Origin of the sequence: Gordonia humi, from assembly GCF_014197435.1 — a bacterium.
GTDB classification, from domain to species: Bacteria; Actinomycetota; Actinomycetes; order Mycobacteriales; family Mycobacteriaceae; genus Gordonia; species Gordonia humi.
Genome location: NZ_JACIFP010000001.1, coordinates 1,685,628 through 1,705,064 on the forward strand (window position 1 = coordinate 1,685,628; position 19,437 = coordinate 1,705,064).

A 19,437-nucleotide genomic window follows, 5' to 3' on the forward strand; every position below is an offset into this window, starting at 1 on the left:
GTGAAGGGTTGCCCGATGACCGAACCCGCTGGGAAGCCGACCGGTGGCGTGATCGACCGCTATTTCAAGATCTCCGAACGCGGTTCGACGATCACTCGCGAGCTACGAGGCGGCCTCGTCACGTTCTTCGCGATGGCCTACATCATCGTCTTGAACCCGATCATCATCGGCGGCAACGCCGAGACCAAGACCAACATCGACGCGTTCGGACACGCGCTCGATCCGAACCAGGTGACCGCGGTGACCGCGCTGGTCGCGGGCGTCATGTCGGTCCTGTTCGGCGTGGTGGCCAACTTCCCGTTCGCCTTCGCCGCCGGACTGGGCATCAACAGCCTGCTCGCGGTGACGATCGCCCCGCAGATGAGCTGGCCGGCGGCGATGGGACTGGTGGTGATCGACGGCATCATCATCGTGCTGCTCGGTCTGACCGGTGTGCGCACGGCGGTGTTCAACGCGGTGCCCAACGAGCTCAAGGCGGCGATCGCGGCGGGCATCGGTGCGTTCATCGCCCTCGTGGGCCTGGCCAACGCGGGCTTCGTCACACACGGTCCGGAACACGGTCCGCCCGTCCAGCTGGGTGTCGACGGCTCCATCGCCACGGTTCCCACCTTGATCTTCTGCATCGGCGTGCTCGTGATGGGCGTCCTCGTGGTCCGCAGGGTTCCCGGCGGACTTCTCCTGGGCATCGTGCTGATGACCGTCGTGTCGATCATCGCCCAGGCGTTCCTCGATCTGAAGCCCGGTGAGAAGGGCGGATGGGCCATGAACGTGCCGGGTCTGCCCGACGGCGTCGGCGGGCTGCCCAATCTGTCGCTGGTCGGCGACGTTGACCTCTTCGGCGCGTTCACCGGAGCTTTCGAACACGTCAGCATCCTGATCGCATGCGTGTTCGTGTTCACCCTCGTGCTGTCGAACTTCTTCGACGCGATGGGCACCATGACCGGTCTGGGCAAAGAGGCGGGACTCACCGACAAGGAGGGCAATCTGCCCGGCATCGGCAAGGCGCTGGCCGTCGAAGGTGTCGGCGCGGTGGTCGGCGGTGCGGCGTCGGCGTCGTCGAACACGGTCTTCGTCGAATCGTCCTCCGGCATCGCCGAAGGCGCCCGCACAGGTTTGGCCAACGTCGTGACCGGTGTGCTGTTCCTGGCCGCCATGTTCTTCACGCCGCTGTACAAGATCGTGCCGATGGAGGCCGTCGCACCGGCGCTGATCGTCGTCGGAGCGTTGATGATGGCGCAGATCCGCGAGATCGACTTCAGCCGCTTCGACTATGCGCTCCCGGCGTTCCTGACCATCGTCGTCATGCCGTTCACGTACTCGATCGCCAACGGTCTCGGCGTCGGCTTCATCGCGTGGGTCGTGGCCCAGACCGCACGCGGTGACATCAAGAAGGTGCATCCGCTGCTGTGGATCGTCGCAGCCCTGTTCATCGTCTACTTCGCTCGCGGGCCGATCGAGAACCTGATCAACTCGTAGAGCGGCGACACCGGATCAGAAGAACGTTCCCGCGAACGGGGCGTGCTCTACGTCGAACAGCCGGGCCAGCCGGGTGAGCGAGGCGGGGGAGTCGACGTCGATGCGGCGGGCCTCGGCGAACTCGCGGGCGGCGATCCCGCCGAGGTACAGGCTCGACAGCACGGCGATGTCCATGCTCGCATTCGGGGCGTCGTCGGTGGGGGTGACGCTCGCGCGGCCGTCGACGACCTGCAGGCGATAGCGGCCGGCCCGGTCGGAGTAGTCGTCGCCGACCTCCAGCACCAGCGTGCCGTCGTCGGAGTAGGTGCGCAGTTCCAGTGCGGCGGCGACGTCCAGGATCGACACCCACAGGGTGTCCGGTCGGTCGACGACGCCGACTGCGCGCGCGTCGGTCAACAGGTGCGGGAGGGCGTCGTCGACCGGGATCGATGCGTGGACCGACGAGATCAGGTCCAGGCTCGTCAGCACACGCCACAGATCGTCGTGCGCCTGCGGGGTGACGGCGACGAAGTCCTCGATCAACGCGGTCCGGTCGCGCGCGTCGATCCGGTACGCGGCGTATCCGTCCGGGTGCAGCAGGTAGTGCAGTCCCGAGGTCTGCGAGTTGCGGCGGAAGCTGCGGTCGGCCAGCAGCGACGGCCACCAGGGGGCGGGTCGTCCGATCGCGCCGTTGCGAGCGGCCGCCCAGCGCGCGTGGACGACCGGCACATGCGCGGCCACCTCGTCGGGGGTGCCGTAGCGGACGTGCGAGTCGGGCGGAGCAGGGGAGCGGAACGTCGATGCGGCCGGCGCGATGTGCACTCGATGCGCGAATGCCGCCGGACCGAATCCGAACCGTTCGTAGATGGTGCCCTCGGAGGCGGTGAGGATCGCGAGCGGGTGTCCGCGCGCTCGCCAGTCGGCGTACTGGGCGTCGATCATGCGCCGCAGCATGCCGCGGCGACGATGTGTCGCCGACACCGAGACCCACGACAGGGCGGCCGCGTCGACGACGGCGCCGCCGGGCACCGTCAACGGCAGGTCGTAGTAGAGCGAGAAGGCGACGATCGTCGACGACCCGGGGACGGTTCCGACATCGCGGATCAGATAGGTGGCCTCGTCGGGGACCTTGGCGCGGAACTCGGTGATCTCGTCGCGGGGCAGCGGGCTCGGCAGGGCGAACGCGCGGGCGTCGAGTTCGATGATCTCCGGCCAGTCGGCGTCGCTCGCGTGCTTGATCGTCAACATGTCCACGCGTTCCACTCTGCCATTTTGGGGATCGCGGTCGGCGTGTGCCACCGTATTCCGAGTGAGCGAACGTCTAACCGTCGAGGTCATCGACATCACCGACCCGTCCGATCCGAGGGTCGACGACTTCCGCGACCTCAACTCGGTCGACCGTCGACCGGATCTGCCCGCGTTGCCGGGCGGCGCCGTCGGCAAGGCGCTGGTGATCGCGGAGGGGGTTCTCGTGGTGCAGCGGATGATCGCGTCGCGATTCGCCCCGCATGCCCTGTTCGGCGTCGACCGTCGCCTCGAGGAGTTGTCGGGCGACTTCGTCGAGGGCGCCGACGGCGTCCCGTTCTACCGGGCGTCGAAAGAGGTGATGGCACAGGTCATCGGCTTTCACCTGAATCGAGGCGTCCTCGCCGCGGCGCGTCGACCGACGATGCTCGGTGTCGCCGATGTGATCGCCGGTGCGCGGACCGTCGCGGTGCTCGAAGGCGTCAACGACCACGAGAACATCGGCAGCGTCTTCCGTAACGCCGCAGGTCTGGACGTCGACGCGGTGATCTTCGGGACCGGCTGCGCCGATCCGCTGTACCGGCGTTGTGTCCGTGTCTCGATGGGCCACGCGCTGCTCGTTCCGTTCGCCAAGTCGGAGAACTGGCCGGGCGATCTGGAGCTGTTGCGGGAGAACGGATTCCGGACCGTCGCGATGACTCCGGGGGAGGGCAGCGTCCCGTTGCGGGAGGCGATCGCGCCGACCCGCGGGGGCGATGCGACGGGGACCAAGCTGGCCTTCCTCGTCGGTGCGGAGGGACCCGGGCTCGTCGAGCACACGATGCGACAGTGCGATGTGCGCGCTCACATCCCGATGAGCCGCGGTACCGATTCGCTCAATGTCGCGACCGCCGCCGCCGTCGCGTTCTACGAGGCCTTGAGTCGGTAGGACGGGCCTCGGGCGTGTCCTACAGCCGCCCGCGGAAACCGAAGTAGCGGGAGATCGGCCCGGGAGCGCGCGGTGTCGGCTCCGGGGCCGATTCGCTCGCTCGTGCCAGCGGCGTCGTCACTTCCGCGTCGTCGAGATCGTCGGCCGGTCGGGACGGTCCGGCCGCCGCGGCCTCGGCAGGAGGCGGCGCGACGGGTTCCGCGTCGGCGGCGGGCACCGACTCCGAGCCCGCGGAGAGAATCCGATACGAGTACACCGGAATGCTCGTGAGAGCGGTGTCGTCGTCGCCGGGCGGCGGGGTGAAGCGGAATCCGAGCCACTGCCGGTTCGACTCCTCGGCGAGTTCGGCGGGATGGAACGGCAGATCGAGCGGATTCGGTTCCACACCGGGCAGATACTGCAGGGGCCGCTCGCCCGCCCAGAAGCCGTTCTCGAAGGGGAACGGGACGCCGTGATCGGCGCGGATCGTATCCGGCGACGCCGCGAACGCCCGCTGCAGGCGGCCGTTTTCCCAGCGTGCGAACACGCCGGTGGAGGCGACCGGGTCCAACGACAGGAGCAGGACCGTCTGTCCGAAGCCGAGACCGGTCACGAACTCGGTCAGTTCATCGGGGGCGACGGTCGACAACGACTTGCCGGCGAGCACGGCGAGATCGCCGAAGTGAGCGGCGAACACCACGTCGTCGGCGGCGTCCGACAGTGCGGACAGGTCGGTCAGCGCACTCGCGGACGGGACGTCGTCGGCGTAGGCGGTCGCGATGAACGCGTCGGTGCGGTCGGGGTCGGCGACCGGCCCGCGCCGAAGCTGTTCGGCGGGATCGGGGCAGTCGACGAACCACAAGGCGGTGGTGTGGGCGAACACTTACTCTCCGGGGTGACTCCGGACGCCCAACAGGACGTCCTCCCAGGCGGGGACGGTCGGCGTCGCACGCTTGCCGCTGCGATGCCTCGGACCCTGCCCTTGCTGCGGTGACTCCTGACCGCGTTGCCCCCCGCCGTCGGAATCGTCGTCGAACTCGAGCTCGAGCGCTCCGGACTGGCGCTGTGTGATGGAGTCGGCGTCGACGGTCACCTGCTCGTGTCCGTCGGGCAACACCTCACGCTGCGGCGGCTCGGGCGGATGCGGGACCACTGAGAACGTCGACCGCCGCGATGCGCGGGCCAGTTCGGGTTCGGTCAGTTCGACCGCGAAATCGTCCAGGGGCTCGGTGGTGCCGCCGTGTGAGCCCGGGGTGAACCGCCAGTGCGCGTAGTCGCGCTGGTCCTGAGGGCCCCAGCCGATCTGAACCACCCAGCGGCCGTCCTCCGGGCGCCATGCGTCCCATATCGTTTCGGCTGTCGAATTACCGCGAAGGGCAAGGCATTCGGCGACGAGCTCGCCGAGTGTGTTGTCGCTGGGGCCGTCGATGCCTGCCGGATGCGAGGCCCGCGCGAGTTCGGCGGCGCGGGTTCGCTCCAACAGGACCGGGTGGGCGAATCGGTAGATCTTCTCGCTGCGTTCCCCGGTGACCTCGGCGAGTTCGTCCACGGTGGCGCCCGCACGGACTCTGGCCTGGATCTCGCGGGGACTCAGCATGATTCCCGGTTCTACGGGGGCGGGTGGAGACGGGGTCGGCGAGATCGCTTCGCGCAGGGTGTCGTCGACGGTGAGGGAGAACTCCTCGCCGGACTCGACGTCGACGCAGATCACCCCGCCGTCAGGATCGGCGTGTTGCGCCTTCAGCTTCCGCACTCGACCCCTCCTCTGCGTCCCCTCGTTCGCGATATCACTCTCCAGCGTAAGACACCGAGCCGGTGAGACAAGTGATGGACACGCAGCGAACGGGGAGTCCGCGGCGTGTCCATCTACTCGAATGGGGTGAAGTCAGAGCTTTCCGACGACGTAGTCGATGCACTCGGTGAGCTTCTGGACGTCGGCCGGGTCGATCGCCGGGAACATGCCGATCCGCAGCTGGTTGCGGCCCAGCTTGCGGTACGGCTCGGTGTCGACGACGCCGTTGGCGCGCAGCGTCTTGGCGACGGCGGCCGCGTCGACCGAGTCGGCGAAGTCGATGGTGCCGACCACCTGGCTGCGGTGCGCCTCATCGGCGAACGGCGACGCGAAATCGCTCTTCTCGGCCCACGAGTACAGGATGCCGCTCGACTCGGCGGTGCGTCCGGTGCAGAAGTCCAGACCGCCGTTGGCGTTCATCCACTCGATCTGGTTCTTCAGCAGCAGCAGCGACCCGACGGCCGGCGTGTTGTACGTCTGATCCTTCGGGCTGTTCTCCACGGCGGTCGGCAGCGACAGGAAGTCCGGGCACCAGCGACCCGACTCCTTGATCTCCGCGACCCGCGCGAGCGCGGCCGGACTCATGATCGCGATCCACAGACCGCCGTCCGAGGCGAACGACTTCTGCGGTGCGAAGTAGTACACGTCGGTCTGCGAGACGTCGACGGGCAGACCGCCGGCGGCCGACGTGGCGTCGATCGCGACGAGCGCGTCGCCCGCCGCTTCGGGACGCAGGACGGGCACGGCGACACCGGTCGACGTCTCGTTCTGCGCCCAGCCGATCAGGTCGACGCCCTCGACGTCGGCGGCGGTGATCGCCGCCGGGTCCGGCGCGGTGCCCGGGTCGGTCGAGATGACCTTCGGGTCGGCCAGGAACGGCGCCTTCTTGGTGACGGTCGCGAACTTCGACGAGAACTCGCCGTAGGTCAGATTGAGTGCGCGCTCGCGGACCAGGCCGAACGCCGCGGCGTCCCAGAACGCGGTGGTGCCGCCGTTGGAGAGGACGACCTCGTAGCCGTCGGGCAGCGAGAACAGATCGGCCAGACCGCTGCGGATGGCGCCGACGACGTTCTTGACCGGTGCCTGGCGGTGGCTGGTGCCGAACACCGACGCGCCGGTGTCGACCAGCGACTGCAACTGCTCGGGGCGGACCTTCGACGGTCCGCAGCCGAAGCGGCCGTCGGCGGGCAGGAGATCGGCGGGGATGGTGATCGCGGCGTTGTCGGTCATGCTGTGCATGGTAGAACGCGGACGAGACGTAGAGCGATTCGGTGCGATGAGCATCCGGTCGGCGAACTATGAACAGAACAGATGGACTCCGATCACGGGGCGGGGACGTCATCGTCCGGTGCGGCCTTCGCCATGGGTTCGACGATGTCGGTCAGCGTCCGCAGGAAGTCCTCCTCACCCAGGGTGTTGACCTTCCACACCACGGCCCGACTGCCGCCCGCGGTGATCGCGGAGACGAAGACGCGGTCGCCGACTCCCACGATCGTCACGTTCATCGCGACCCGGTTGCCGCCGAACGCGCTGTACCGCTCGAACACGCGGACCGCGCAGCGGACGTCGACGCCGCGCGGTTCGATGTTCGACCCGTCCTCGTAGGACGCCGACATGCTCGCGGACAGGACGCCGTCGTGTACGCGGCCGACGACGGCGTCGAAGTCTCCCCGGAAGATCCTCTCGTACTTCGCCATGGCGTCAGTATCGCAGCGCGTTTCAGACCGGGTCGGTCACCCGATCGGGTGCGGTGTCGTCGCCGGACACGGCCGCCGTCACGTGCAGGACGCGAGCGAACCACTGGATCAACGGACCGACGCCGACCGCGTACAGCACGGTGCCGATCCCGAAGGTGCCGCCGAGTGCGACGCCGATCACCACGACGGTCACCTCCAGCACGGTGCGGATCAGGCGGACCGACCATCCGGTGCGTGCGACGAGGCCGGTCATCAGACCGTCCCGCGGCCCGGGGCCGAGGCGCGCGCCGATGTAGAGGACGGTCGCGAACGCGTTGAGCACGATGCCACCGAGCATCATCGGGACGGCGAGTCGCCATCCGGGCGCCGCCGGGAGGTGCGGGGCCACCGCGTCGAAGGCGAGACCGACGACGATCACATTGGAGACGGTGCCCAGCCCGGGCATCTGCCTCAGCGGAATCCAGGCGAGCAGGGCGACGGCGCCGAGGACGATCGACACCACGCCGATCGACAGGTGCACGTGTTCGGCGACGCCCTCGTGCAGCACGTCCCACGGGATGTTGCCCAGCCCGGCGCGCAGCACCACAGCCATCGACGCGCCGTAGAGGAACAGCCCGATGTACAGGCTCGACAGGCGTCCGGTCCACGACAGCGCAGTGCTCATGACACCTATGGTTCCTCCGTACTGGCCTTGGAATCCATAGCCAGTTGCGCAACACTGGACCCATGGTCACTCCGACTGGTGCGATCGGCGCACACGCCCTGGCGCGACGTCTCGGCGCCTGGCGGCCGACCGGGCCGCGACCGTTGTACCTCGCACTGGCCGACGGGCTGCGTGTGCTGCTGCTCGACGGCCGGGTCCCGGTCGGAACGGCGGTGCCAAGCGAGCGGGCGCTCGCCGACGCCCTCGAGGTCAGTCGGACCACGGTCGCCGGTGCGTACGCCGTTCTGCGGGACGGGGGCCACCTTCAGTCGCGTCAGGGCGCGCGGAGTGTGCTGGTGCTGCCCGTCGACGTCCCGGCCGAGCCGTTCGACAACGGCAGTGAGGCGGATCGACACCGACTCAACATCGCCGCGCCGTCCGCACCCGATCAGGTGGTGCACGAGGCCTACCGGTACGCGCTCGACGCCGCCCCCGCCTACCTGACCGGTCCGGGTGTGTATCCGCAAGGGCTGCGCGGACTCGCCGAGACCGTCGCCCGGCGATACGTCGACCGGGGTCTGCCGACGCGACCCGAACAGATCCTGGTGACCGCGGGCGCCCAACACGGGCTGCGCGTGGTCCTCGACACCCTGGTCGCGGCGGGGGAGCGGGTTGTCGTCGAGTCGCCGACGTATTCGGGGACGCTGCAAGCGATCTCGCGTGCGCGGGCACGCGCGGTGGCATTGCCGCTCGACGCCGAGCACGGGTGGGACCTGGACCATCTCGAATCCATCCTCCGGCTGCAGCGGCCCCGGCTGGTGTGCCTGATCGTCGACTTCCACAATCCCACCGGGCTGCTGCTCGACATCGCCGGTCGGATCCGGCTCGGCGAACTGTCGGCACGCTACGGTGTGCCGATCGTGATCGACGAGACGCTCGTCGAACTCGGTCTCGACCGCGACGCGCCGCCGCCGGTCGCCTCGTTCGCGCCGCCGGGCGCCCAGATCATCACTCTCGGCTCGACCAGCAAGACCGTCTGGAGCGGGCTGCGCGTCGGCTGGATCCGCACGGCGACGCCGCCCGACGCGTTCGCCGTCGCCCGGTACGACCTCGGCGTGTCCGGCGCGGTGATGGATCAGTTGGCGGCGGCGTACGCGCTGGAGCGCCTCGGTGAGTTCCTGCCCGACCGGCTGGCCTCGTTGCGCACCTCGCGCGCCGTCGCCCGGGAGGCGATCGACGACGCGCTGCCGGGTGCGACGACGATCCCCGGGGTGGGCGGACTGTGTCTGTGGGTGCGGCTGCCGCGACCCGCGGCGACGGCGACCGCGGCCGCCGCGGCCGACCTCGGTGTGCGGTTGACGCCCGGCAGCGGTTTCACCGTCGTCGGAGGCCTCGATCGCTTCATCCGGATCCCGTACACGCTGCCCGTCGTCGAGCTGCGCGCGGCTGTCGACCTCGTCGGGCAGGCGTATCGTCGTGTGGTCGGCGACGCCGGGACATCGAGCCGTGCGGGGTCCGAGGTCCCGGACGGGCTCGCGACCCGCCTCGTCGTCTGACCCGAGTGCCGGGTCGTACGGCGGCGCTGACCGGCGACGGCGGCCGTAGGCGGCATACCATCTACTCTCGTGAACGGGCAGGTCGAATTGCACAGCATGCGGGTCGGATACGGCGCCTCCGATGGGACGGGGCGCGACGGCGTCGCGGCGAATCTCGATGTCGATTGGCTCACCGGTGATCCGCCGTGGCGCGCGCTGTTCGGCGACTGGTTGGCCGCCGCGATCGGCGCGGGAGTGGCCGAGCCCAACGCCATGATCGTCGGCACCGTCGACGCCGACGGCCGACCGGCCACCCGCACGGTCCTGTGCAAGGGCGTCAGCGACGAGGGCATCGTCTTCTTCACCGGATACGACTCCGACAAGGGGCGGGCGCTGGCCGCGAATCCGTACGCGTCGGCGACGTTCCCGTGGATCGCGATGGAGAGGCAGATCCATGTGCGCGGTCGCGTGGTCAAGGTGTCGGGCGACGAGACGCAGGCGTACTGGAACTCGCGGCCGCGCGGGTCGCAGGTGTCGGCCAGCGCCTCCGACCAGTCGCGGCCGATAGCCTCACGGGAGGCGTTGGAGGCCAAGGCCGCCGACGTGGCCCGTCGACTGGGCGAGGACGCTCCGGTCCCGGTGCCGGAGAACTGGGGCGGTTACCGGATCGAGCCGGACGTCGTCGAGTTCTGGCAGGGTCGTGCCGATCGGTTGCACAACCGGGTGCGCGCCGTGCGCGACGGCGACGCCTGGCGTGTGGAACGGCTGCAGCCCTAGTGCCCAAGATCCTCGCCGACACCACACCGCTGAAGAACAGGAACTTCTCCCGGCTGTGGTGGGCCAACATCGTCACGGTCATCGGCGCGCAGCTGACCGTCGTCGCCGTACCCGCGCAGATCTACGCGATCACCGGCAGTTCGGCATACGTCGGCCTGACCGGAGTGTTCGGCCTGGTTCCGCTCATCGTGTTCGGGTTGTGGGGCGGGGCGCTGGCCGACACGTTCGACCGGCGGCGGATCCTGTCGGTCACGACTCTGGGCCTGATCGGGACGGCGGTGCTGTTCTGGGCGCAGGCCGCATTCGGCTGGAACAACGTGTGGATCCTCCTCGCGGTGTTCTCGCTCCAGCAGGCGTTCTTCGCGGTGAATCAGCCGACGCGCACGGCGATACTGCCGCGCATCCTCGACGAGCGTGAACTGCCCGCGGCGAATTCGTTGAACTTCACCGTCACACAGGCCGGAGCGATCGCCGGTCCGCTCGTCGGCGGCGCGCTGATCCCGATCCTCGGCTTCTCGCTCCTCTATCTGGTGGACGCGGTCTGTCTGTTCGCGACGCTGTGGGCCGTCGTCCGACTGCCCGCGCTGCCGCCGCTGCTGCCCGAGGGCGTCAAGCCGACGACGCCGGGCGTGCGATCGGTGATCGACGGACTGCTGTATCTGAAGACGCAGCCGGTGCTGTTGATGTCCTTCGTCGTGGATCTGATCGCGATGATCTTCGGTATGCCGCGCGCACTGTTCCCCCAGATGGCGCACGAGGACTTCGGCGGTCCGACCGACGGCGGCATCGCATTCGCCCTGCTGTTCATCGCCATTCCGGCGGGCGCCGTCGTCGGCGGCGTGCTGTCGGGCTGGGTGTCGCGGGTGACGCGACAGGGGCGTGCCGTGGTGATCTGCATCCTGATCTGGGGCGGCTCGGTCGCCGTCGCGGGCGTGCTGCTGCTGTTCGCGAACGGGTCCCCGCTGCCGGTCCTGCCGCTCGTGGTCCTGGTGCTCATGGTGGGCGGAGCCGCGGACATGATCTCCGGTGCGTTCCGGCAGACGATGCTGCTGTCGGCCGCCAACGACGAGGTCCGAGGCCGCATTCAGGGGGTGTTCATGGTCGTGGTCGCGGGTGGTCCGCGTATCGCCGACGTCCTGCACGGCGGCGCCGCGGCGGTGGCGGGCACCGCGATCACCGTGGCGGGCGGCGGCGTCCTCACCGTGGTCGGCACCGTGCTCGCGGTGCTCGCAGTCCCGGTGTTCTGGCGCTACCGGGTCGCGATGCGGGAGAAGACGGTGGATTAGGCGGAACGGCGACTCAGTCGTTCACCTCGTCGCGCTGCCACGGAAGGTTCGCGCGACGACTCGTGTGAACCGGGCAGTAGTGGATCGGGTTGTCGCGTTCGGCGCCCGACGGCAGATTCCGAGTCGGCGTCTCGAGAAGGGGAGCGTCGACGGCGACGCGACCGGTGAGACGGTCGTCGGCGTCGCGGGCCCGCGGGTGACGACGGTACCGCGGAGGAAGCAGTCCGATCGCGGCGTTCACCGCCCGCCCGAACAGGCGGAACCGTCGCTGGTCCTTCGCGGTCCAGGTCAGGCCCATCATCTCCCGGACCGGCTCGTCGTACAGACCGGTGGTGATCCACTGGAACACCCGTTGGATCACCACGACCTGTCGACGCCACAACCAGTTCGGCAGCCAGGCCCGCGCCCACGGCGGGGCGGGCAGAGAGGTGATGTCCAGGACGGTGCGGACGGCGTCGTGGTCGCGCAGCACCCGAGTGCACATGTGCTCCCAGTACTCGAGAAACTCCTCGTAGGTGTCCGGGCAGGGTCGCATCGAGATGCCGTAGGCGGCGTACCAGTTCTTCGACTCGTCGAAGAGGGCCCGCTTGTCGGCCTCGGAGATCGGTGGCCCGAACGCCTCCGCGCAGCGGATGTTGCCGTACCAGAAGGTGGCGTGCGCCCAGTAGAAGACGTCCGGGTCGAGCGCGTGGTAGCGGCCGCCGTCGTCCATCGTGCCCTTGATCGTCAGGTGATAGTCGCGCACCTGCCTCCCCGTTTCGGGCGTCTGATCGAAGACGACGCCCGAGATCGGATACAGCGACCGCATCAACCGCTCCCACCGCTCGCCGAAGAAGTCGGAGTGGTCCCACACGCCTGCCGCGAGCTTCGGGTGCATGTTCTGCATCGATCCCGACCACAGGCCCATCAGCATGCCGCGCCAGTCACCGAAGAAGCGCCAGGTGACCGAGTCCGGGCCGAGCGGCGGCAACGCGGGCGACTCGGTGTCGGGTGCGTGATCGGGCAACAGCTCTGTCATGAGACGAAATTCTAGATACGTCTCATTGGGAATGCAACGGATCCGATGTCCGGCCGGCGGGCGGGTGTCAGCCGGTGACGAAGCGGACGCGGTCGCCGGCGACGAGCTGTGCCGCTCGCGGGAGAGACGTCGGCGTCACGACGGCGACCACCGGATAGCCGCCGGTCACCGGATGGTCGGCGAGGAAGACGACGGGCTGCCCGCTCGGCGGAATCTGGACGCCGCCCAGCGGTACGCCCTCGGACGCCGATTCGGCTTGACCGAGATGCACGGGCCGACGGTCGTCGTGGCCCTCGGGTCGGTCCAGTCGGACGCCGATCCGATTGCTCGCCGGGTTCACCACCCAGACTCCCTCGGCGAGGACGCCCGGATCGACGAGCCGATAGGCCCGCGGGCCGTATCGGACGGTCAGCGCGATCGACGGCGCCGTCGGACACGGCGCCGGCGGTGCGAGCATCACGGCAGGCCAGCCCGACGACAGGCGTCCGACGGGCAGTTCGTCTCCCACGGCGAGCGGAGCGGGTCCGAGTCCGGACAGCGTGTCGGTCGACCGGGAGTCGAGCTCGGGGACGACGTCGAAGCCGCCTCGGACGGCCACGTAGTTACGGCACCCGTGGCGCGGCGCCGTCACCGACAGGCGTCGGCCGTTCTCCAGGGGAATCGCCGCATGGCTGCCGACCTCTCGGCCGTCCACTCGGACGACGGTCGACGGACCCGTGACGGCGACGAGTGCGGTGCCGTGCACCGTCGCCGAGAACCCGCCGAGCGTCACCTCGACGCAGGCGGCCTCCTCCCGGTTGCCGACGAGCCGGTTGGCGAGCCCGAACGACTCGAGGTCCGCGGCACCCGAGCGGGGCACGCCCAGGTGGGCCAGTCCGGGGCGGCCCAGATCTTGAATCGTCGACAGCGGACCGGTCGAGGCGACGACGAACTCGGCGTGCGGGCCCGTCATGACGCCTCGCCGTCGACGAAGCGGACGGCGGTCCCGGCGGCGAGCAGGGCGGGCGGGTTGGCCGCGGAGTTCCACATCTGCAGTGCGGTGCGCCCCAGCAACTGCCATCCGCCCGGGCTCTCGCGGGGATAGACGGCGCTGTATCCCGCCGCCACGGCCACCGATCCGGCCGGAACCGCGGGGCGAGACTGGTCGTGTCGACCGATCGCGGCCAGCGTCCGGATGTCGATTATGTCACTTGTGACATCGGGTACCAGATAACCGAATCCGGGCGCGAAACCCATGAACTGCACGCGCCAGAGGACCGCGGTGTGGGCGCGCACCAGCTCGTCGGTCGAGCACCCCGCGGCGGTCGCGGCGTCGGTCAGGTCGGGTCCGTCGTAGACCGTGGAGACGACGATCGGCGCTGTCGACGAGGCGTCGTCGGATGCTCCTCGATCATCGGAGGCCAGCACGTCATGGACTGCTCGACGTACTCCGAGTTCGTTGATACCCGTGCCGGGAAGCGCCTCCACCAGCACGGTTTCCGCGGCCGCGATCACATCTGCCACCGAGAGTGACCCGGCAGCCGCGGCGGCTCGCAGGGCGTCCGCCACACGGGCGGCGGTGCGGGGCGGATCGTCGCGCCCGCTGAAGTCGAGGAGGAGGCCGTCGTCGCCCGCCGGGTACTCTCGCATGCAGTCACCGTACCGAGGTGTGCGTAAGCTGAGCGTGCGACGAGAAAAGTCGTCGGCTGCACATGTGAGGATCCCGTCGTCAACCCGGGGACCCTCGTTGGGCAGTCGAGTCGAAAGCCGACTAAGTTGTTACCGAACAACTTGCTCACCCGCGATTGCTAAGGGGTTTGTGTGTCCGTGGAGAATGGCGCCGCCGATCAGCAGACCGGTACTTTCACCTACCCCGGTGGAAAGATCGATCTTCCTATTCTGAAGGCTTCGGAGGGCAGCGACTCGGTCGCACTGGGCTCGTTCCTGTCGCAGACCGGCCTCACGACGTTCGACGGTGGTTTCGTCAACACCGCGTCGACCAAGTCGTCGATCACCTACATCGACGGTGACGCGGGCATCCTGCGCTACCGCGGAATCCCGATCGACCAGCTCGCCGAGAAGTCGACCTTCATCGAGGTCAGCTATCTGCTGATCTACGGGGAGCTCCCGACGCAGGCGCAGCTCGACGACTTCACCACGCGCATCCAGCGCCACACGCTGCTGCACGAGGACCTCAAGCGGTTCTTCGACGGCTTCCCGCGCAACGCGCACCCGATGCCGGTCGTCTCCAGCGCGGTCAACGCGCTGAGCGCCTACTACCAGGACTCGCTGGATCCGAAGGATCCCGAGCAGGTCGAGCTCGCGACCATCCGTCTGCTCGCCAAGCTGCCGACCATCGCGGCCTACGCGTACAAGAAGTCGCAGGGCCAGCCGTTCCTGTACCCGGACAACTCGCTGAGCCTGGTCGAGAACTTCCTGCGCATGACGTTCGGCTTCCCGGCCGAGCCCTACGAGGTGAACCCCGAGGTGGCCAAGGCCCTCGACATGCTGTTCATCCTGCACGCCGACCACGAGCAGAACTGTTCCACGTCGACCGTCCGCCTCGTCGGTTCGTCGCAGGCCAACCTGTTCACGTCCATCTCGGGCGGTATCAACGCGCTCTGGGGCCCGCTGCACGGCGGCGCCAACCAGGCCGTGTTGGAGATGCTCGACGAGATCCGCGAATCCGGCGGCGACACCAAGGCCTTCATGACCAAGGTGAAGAACAAGGAAGACGGTGTGAAGCTGATGGGCTTCGGTCACCGCGTCTACAAGAACTACGATCCGCGCGCCGCGATCGTGAAGAAGACCGCCGACCAGATCCTGACCTCGCTGGGCGTGGAGGACGAACTCCTCGACATCGCGAAGGGCCTGGAGGAGGTCGCGCTGCACGACGACTACTTCGTCGAGCGCAAGCTGTACCCGAACGTCGACTTCTACACCGGCGTCATCTACCGCGCGATGGGATTCCCGACGCGTATGTTCACCGTGCTCTTCGCGCTGGGACGTCTTCCCGGCTGGATCGCGCACTGGCGCGAGATGCACGCCGACCCGACCACCAAGATCGGCCGTCCGCGTCAGCTGTACACCGGCTACACCGAGCGCGACTTCGTCGGAATGGGAGACCGGTAGAACCATGGCTGAGAACACCAAGCCCGAAGTCGAGTTCCCGGAGGGCCCTGCCCCCACCGAACTCGAAGTCACCGACATCATCATCGGCGACGGCGCGCAGGCACAGCCCGGCGGCATGGTCGACGTGCACTACGTGGGCGTCGAATTCGAGACCGGCGAGCAGTTCGACTCGTCGTGGGACCGCGGTCAGAGCGCCAACTTCCCGCTCGAAGCCCTCATCCCCGGCTGGCAGAAGGGCATCCCCGGTATGAAGGTCGGCGGCCGCCGTCGCCTCGTCGTGCCGCCCGAGCTGGCCTACGGTCCCGAAGGCGCGGGTCACCGGCTCTCCGGTAAGACGCTGATCTTCGTGATCGACCTGCTCGGCGCCTGAGATCCTCTCGACCAGACCGCCCTGCCCGTCCGGCAGGGCGGTCTGTTCGTGTTTCCACCACGTGCTGGGCACGGCATCGCCCAGCGGACCCGCCGTCGGTTCGTACGCGGCATCGACCCGACACGAGCGCCCGCGGACGACGATGGGTACTCTCCCTCCATGATCGTGAGTACGACTGACGGCCCCGTGACCACCATCGAGCTGGCCCGCGAGGCCAAGCGCAACGCACTCGACTACGACATGCTGCGGGATCTGTCGCAGGCGTTCACCGACGCGGTGGACGCCGGAGCGCGCGTCATCGTACTGACCGGCCGCGGCACCGTGTTCAGCGCCGGCGCCGACCTGTCCGGGCCGGTGTACGATCCGGAGTTCCCCGAGCGACTCGTCGCCGTGATCGAGCAGATCGAGAAGACGCCGGTCCCGGTGATCGCCGCGGTCAACGGTCCGGCGCTCGGCGGCGGTCTGCAACTCGCGATGGCCGCCGATCTCCGAGTCATGGCTCCCGAGGCGATCGCCGGGATCCCGGCGGCCAAGATCGGCGTGGCACTGGATGAATGGACCATCCGCCGTCTCGTCTCACTGGTCGGCGGCGGTCCGGCGCGCGGCATCCTGATCGGCTGCGAGCCGATCTCGGCCGACCGCGCCTACGATCTCGGGTTCGCCAACAAGATCGGCGACCTCGCCGACGCCGCGCACTGGGCGTCGACCATCGCAGGGTTCGCCCCGCTCACGCTGCGCCACTACAAGATGGTCCTCACCGGCGACGGCGCGCGCGACGAGGCGCCCGCGGACCGCCACGACGCGATGATCGCGGCGTGGACGAGCGACGACGCCAAGGAGGCGCGGCGGGCCCGCGAGGAGAAGCGGTTCCCGGTGTTCACCGGCAAGTAGCGGGCGTCAGCTCCCCAGCACCGTGTCCAGATACGGATTCGCGAACACGCGCTGCGGGTCGAAACGGTCGCGGACCGCGCGGAACTCGTCGAAGCGCGGGTAGAGCGCGCGGAGGCTCTCGGCGTCGCGGGTGTGCATCTTGCCCCAGTGGGGTCGGCCGCCGCGGCCCACCATGATCTCCTCGACGTCGCGGAAATACGCCCGCGACGCCGCGGGATCGTCGCGGTGGAAGCGGTGCACGGCGATGTAGCCCGAAGCTCGTCCGCTCGCGGTGGACAGCATGAGGTCGTCGGCTGCGGCCGTGCGCACCTCGATCGGGAAACTGACGTTGTGACGTCGGCGCTCGATCATCGCCCGCACTTCGCGCAGCGCGTCGGGAACATCCGCCAACGGCAGCGCGTACTCCATCTCGCGGAACCGGACGTCGCGGTCGGAGATGAAGATCTTGTCCGACCGGTCGGTGTACGTGCGCGCCGACAGAGCGCGCCCGACCACCTGGTTGATCGACCGGACCGTGCGGGGAGCGCGCGCGCCCGCCTCGCACAAGAGGCCGAGGAGTCGGTTGGCGAGCAGTTCGTCGTCGATGTATCGGCGCAGGGAGCTCGGCCCGCGGCGCGGCGTGTCGGCGGGCAGCCGGGTGTTGGCCTTCGTGATCGTCGCGGTCGTGTGCGGGAACCAGTAGAACTCGTAGTGGTCGTACCGGGCGGCGTTGTCGGCGAATCCGTCGATCACGTCGTCGACGTGGCCGGTGCCCTCGTCGGCACGGACGGCGAACGCGTCGACGCACTGCAGGGTGATCTCGGTGAGCACGCCGAGGGCTCCGAGCCCCAGCGCTGCGGCCTTCAGATCGGGATCGTCCTCGCCGACTCGGATCACCTCGCCCGAGCCGTCGACCAGCTGCACCTCCCGGATCTGGGTGGATATGCCGCCGAAGCGCGCGCCGGTGCCGTGGGTGCCGGTCGACGTGGCGCCGGCGAGCGTCTGCCGGTCGATGTCGCCGAGGTTCTCCATCGCCAGCCCCAACGGCTCCAGGATCGCAGGCACCTCGTGCAGGTGGGTGCCCGCGGCGAGAGTGACGCGCTTGCGGTCGAGGTCCACCGAGCGCACACCGCGCAGCCGGGACAGGTTCACCTGGATCCCGGGTGCGACCGCGATCTCGGTGAAGCTGTGGCCCGCGCCGACCGGCTTGACCGGTGTGCCGTTCTCGGCGGCCTTGCGCACGTGAGCCGCGAGTTCGTCGACGCTGTTCGGCGTGACGACCTCGGCCGGGGTGCAGGAGGCGGTTCCGCCCCAGTTGGTCCAGACGCCGGTCACAGGAAGCACTTCCCTTCGCCTCGATAGGTGGGGACCACGTCGACCACGTTCTTCGCCCCGGACGCGTCGTGCGCGATCAGGGCGACGCGGTCGGCACGTTCACAGACCTCGCCGGACTTGGTGTGGCGGAACCACACGCGGTCGCCGATCGACAGATCGCGGGCGGCGTCGCCCGACAGCGGGGTCTGCACCTCGCCCGCCGACTCGGTGCCGACGTACTCCAGACCCTCGGGCCATACCGGTCTCGGGAGTCGGTCCGGTCCGGGCGGACCGGACGCGATCCATCCGCCGCCGCCGCAGGTGACGAAGCCGTCGGCGGGACGACGCAGCACGTCGAGCCCGAATCCCATCGCGGGCGCCGGCCGGAAGCGGCGGTAGTTGTCGAACAAGTGGCCGCCGAACAGGCCGGAGCCCGCCGCGATGTCGGTGACCGACGCGTCCTTGGCCGTCTCCTCGAGGGAGCCGGTGCCGCCCGCGTTGACCAACTCCAGATCGGTGATGTGACGCAGGGCGGCGATCACCCGGCCGCGTCGGCGACGGATCTCGCGCATCGACAGTGACTGCATGGCGGTGACCGCCGCGTTCATCGCGTGCTTGCCGATCACCGCGTTGCCGACACCCGCGACCTGCGCTTCGTACGACATCACGCCGACGAGATCGAAGCCGGGCCGGGCGACGATGACGCGCGCGAGCGCCGTCGCCTGGGCGACGGTGTGGATCGGGGAGCGGCGCACCCCCACGTGCACGCGGCCGCCCGCGACGCGCAGGGAGGCGTCGAGGTCGATGGCGACGCGGACGGTCGGGCGCCTGTCCGGGGTGACGACCGAGTCGATCAGGTCGAGCTGGGCCTCGTCGTCGACGAGCAGTGTGACGCGCCGGCAGGCGAGATCGTCGGCGAGCAGAGCGGTGAGCGCCTCGCGTCGGCAGGTCGGATATCCGAGGAGGACGTCGGCCACGCCCGACTGCGTCGCGAGCCAGTGCGCTTCGGCGACGTCGTAGGCCAGCACGCCCGCGTAGCCGTCTTCGGCGAGCACCTTCTCGATCATCGATCGCACCCGCAACGACTTCGAGGCGACGCGGATCGGTCGACCCGCCGCGCGGCGTCGCAGGTCGGCGATATTGTGGTCGAGCGCGTCGAGATCGAGGGCTAGAACGGGCGAGTCCAGGCCCGCACGCCGCACCGCGTCGTCGATGCCGGCCCAGTCGGGCCGATACTCGCCGCCTGTCATCAGTTCGTACCTCTCGTCGGCTTGAATGGATCGATCGATCAACTTCAGATAGATCATGACACAGGCCCCCGTTCGCTGTCGCCCGTTTGGACCTCACGCCCCCGCATCGATCGTGCCCGTCGGCGTCTGCGCCCGGTGCGGGCGAGCGTCCGGGCGCCTCGGCTAGC

The 19,437-nt window shown here is 69.1% G+C and carries 19 protein-coding genes; 8 read left to right on the plus strand and 11 right to left on the minus strand.

Features of this window, described 5'->3' with window-relative positions:
- Nucleotides 1–15: 15 nt before the first annotated feature.
- Nucleotides 16–1,476 carry an NCS2 family permease gene (locus tag BKA16_RS07850; RefSeq protein ID WP_183370140.1) on the plus strand — a complete coding sequence of 487 codons (1,461 nt, stop codon included), beginning with the start codon at nt 16–18 and terminating at the stop codon, nt 1,474–1,476.
- Nucleotides 1,477–1,491: 15 nt separating this feature from the next.
- Here BKA16_RS07850 and BKA16_RS07855 read toward each other — a convergent pair whose 3' ends face one another.
- Nucleotides 1,492–2,703, minus strand: a complete 1,212-nt coding sequence (locus BKA16_RS07855) for a GNAT family N-acetyltransferase (protein ID WP_183372951.1) — start codon at nt 2,701–2,703, stop codon at nt 1,492–1,494.
- A gap of 61 nt (nt 2,704–2,764) precedes the next feature.
- On the opposite strand from BKA16_RS07855, the gene BKA16_RS07860 reads away from it, so the two are divergent.
- Nucleotides 2,765–3,628, plus strand: coding sequence for a TrmH family RNA methyltransferase (locus BKA16_RS07860; protein ID WP_343067320.1), 864 nt, complete (start codon nt 2,765–2,767; stop codon nt 3,626–3,628).
- A 19-nt stretch (nt 3,629–3,647) separates the two neighbouring features.
- Here the strand turns inward: BKA16_RS07860 and BKA16_RS07865 are convergent, their stop codons facing one another.
- The 5 genes from BKA16_RS07865 to yczE all read right to left on the minus strand — a co-directional run bounded on the left by BKA16_RS07865 (nt 3,648) and on the right by yczE (nt 7,760).
- Nucleotides 3,648–4,490: a DUF6928 family protein gene (locus BKA16_RS07865; protein WP_183370142.1), complete on the minus strand. Its 843-nt coding sequence runs from the start codon at nt 4,488–4,490 to the stop codon at nt 3,648–3,650.
- A complete protein-coding gene (sepH, locus tag BKA16_RS07870; RefSeq protein ID WP_183370143.1) occupies nt 4,491–5,360 on the minus strand; it encodes a septation protein SepH in 870 nt (289 codons plus the stop codon). It lies immediately after the preceding gene.
- Nucleotides 5,361–5,492: 132 nt separating this feature from the next.
- Nucleotides 5,493–6,629 (minus strand): phosphoserine transaminase, encoded by a 1,137-nt coding sequence (serC, locus tag BKA16_RS07875; RefSeq protein WP_183370144.1) that lies wholly within the window; start codon nt 6,627–6,629, stop codon nt 5,493–5,495.
- A 92-nt stretch (nt 6,630–6,721) separates the two neighbouring features.
- Complete coding sequence (locus tag BKA16_RS07880; RefSeq protein WP_183370145.1) at nt 6,722–7,096, minus strand: DUF6054 family protein; 375 nt, start codon at nt 7,094–7,096, stop codon at nt 6,722–6,724.
- A 22-nt stretch (nt 7,097–7,118) separates the two neighbouring features.
- Nucleotides 7,119–7,760 (minus strand): membrane protein YczE, encoded by a 642-nt coding sequence (gene yczE / locus BKA16_RS07885; protein WP_183370146.1) that lies wholly within the window; start codon nt 7,758–7,760, stop codon nt 7,119–7,121.
- 62 nt (nt 7,761–7,822) lie between these two features.
- Between yczE and yczR the strand changes: the two genes are divergently transcribed.
- The 3 genes from yczR (at nt 7,823) to BKA16_RS07900 (ending at nt 11,337) form a co-directional block, all read left to right on the plus strand.
- The gene (gene yczR, locus BKA16_RS07890) at nt 7,823–9,295 is read left to right on the plus strand and encodes a MocR-like transcription factor YczR (RefSeq protein WP_183370147.1); all 1,473 of its coding nucleotides are present in this window, start codon (nt 7,823–7,825) and stop codon (nt 9,293–9,295) included.
- A gap of 96 nt (nt 9,296–9,391) precedes the next feature.
- Entirely contained in the window at nt 9,392–10,051 is a 660-nt protein-coding gene (gene pdxH, locus BKA16_RS07895; RefSeq protein ID WP_183372952.1) for a pyridoxamine 5'-phosphate oxidase, read from the plus strand.
- On the plus strand, nt 10,051–11,337 hold the full coding sequence (locus BKA16_RS07900; RefSeq protein ID WP_183370148.1) for an MFS transporter: 1,287 nt from the start codon (nt 10,051–10,053) through the stop codon (nt 11,335–11,337). Before pdxH ends, BKA16_RS07900 begins: the two co-directional genes overlap by 1 nt.
- A gap of 13 nt (nt 11,338–11,350) precedes the next feature.
- On the opposite strand, the gene BKA16_RS07905 is transcribed toward BKA16_RS07900, so the two are convergent.
- The 3 genes from BKA16_RS07905 to BKA16_RS07915 all read right to left on the minus strand — a co-directional run bounded on the left by BKA16_RS07905 (nt 11,351) and on the right by BKA16_RS07915 (nt 13,984).
- Nucleotides 11,351–12,355: an oxygenase MpaB family protein gene (locus BKA16_RS07905; protein ID WP_183370149.1), complete on the minus strand. Its 1,005-nt coding sequence runs from the start codon at nt 12,353–12,355 to the stop codon at nt 11,351–11,353.
- Nucleotides 12,356–12,422: 67 nt separating this feature from the next.
- Nucleotides 12,423–13,307, minus strand: a complete 885-nt coding sequence (locus BKA16_RS07910) for a 5-oxoprolinase subunit C family protein (protein ID WP_183370150.1) — start codon at nt 13,305–13,307, stop codon at nt 12,423–12,425.
- Complete coding sequence (locus tag BKA16_RS07915; RefSeq protein WP_183370151.1) at nt 13,304–13,984, minus strand: 5-oxoprolinase subunit B family protein; 681 nt, start codon at nt 13,982–13,984, stop codon at nt 13,304–13,306. The genes BKA16_RS07910 and BKA16_RS07915 overlap by 4 nt, the downstream gene beginning before the upstream one ends.
- A gap of 171 nt (nt 13,985–14,155) precedes the next feature.
- Between BKA16_RS07915 and BKA16_RS07920 the strand changes: the two genes are divergently transcribed.
- The 3 genes from BKA16_RS07920 (at nt 14,156) to BKA16_RS07930 (ending at nt 16,727) form a co-directional block, all read left to right on the plus strand.
- The gene (locus BKA16_RS07920) at nt 14,156–15,466 is read left to right on the plus strand and encodes a citrate synthase (RefSeq protein ID WP_183370152.1); all 1,311 of its coding nucleotides are present in this window, start codon (nt 14,156–14,158) and stop codon (nt 15,464–15,466) included.
- 4 nt (nt 15,467–15,470) lie between these two features.
- Complete coding sequence (locus BKA16_RS07925) at nt 15,471–15,836, plus strand: FKBP-type peptidyl-prolyl cis-trans isomerase (RefSeq protein ID WP_183370153.1); 366 nt, start codon at nt 15,471–15,473, stop codon at nt 15,834–15,836.
- Nucleotides 15,837–15,995: 159 nt separating this feature from the next.
- The gene (locus BKA16_RS07930) at nt 15,996–16,727 is read left to right on the plus strand and encodes an enoyl-CoA hydratase (protein ID WP_183370154.1); all 732 of its coding nucleotides are present in this window, start codon (nt 15,996–15,998) and stop codon (nt 16,725–16,727) included.
- 6 nt (nt 16,728–16,733) lie between these two features.
- Here BKA16_RS07930 and BKA16_RS07935 read toward each other — a convergent pair whose 3' ends face one another.
- Together BKA16_RS07935 and BKA16_RS07940 are read right to left on the minus strand one after the other, a co-directional pair.
- Nucleotides 16,734–18,050, minus strand: a complete 1,317-nt coding sequence (locus BKA16_RS07935) for a D-arabinono-1,4-lactone oxidase (protein WP_343067321.1) — start codon at nt 18,048–18,050, stop codon at nt 16,734–16,736.
- The gene (locus tag BKA16_RS07940; RefSeq protein ID WP_183372954.1) at nt 18,038–19,270 is read right to left on the minus strand and encodes an alanine racemase; all 1,233 of its coding nucleotides are present in this window, start codon (nt 19,268–19,270) and stop codon (nt 18,038–18,040) included. The genes BKA16_RS07935 and BKA16_RS07940 overlap by 13 nt, the downstream gene beginning before the upstream one ends.
- Nucleotides 19,271–19,437: the final 167 nt, after the last annotated feature.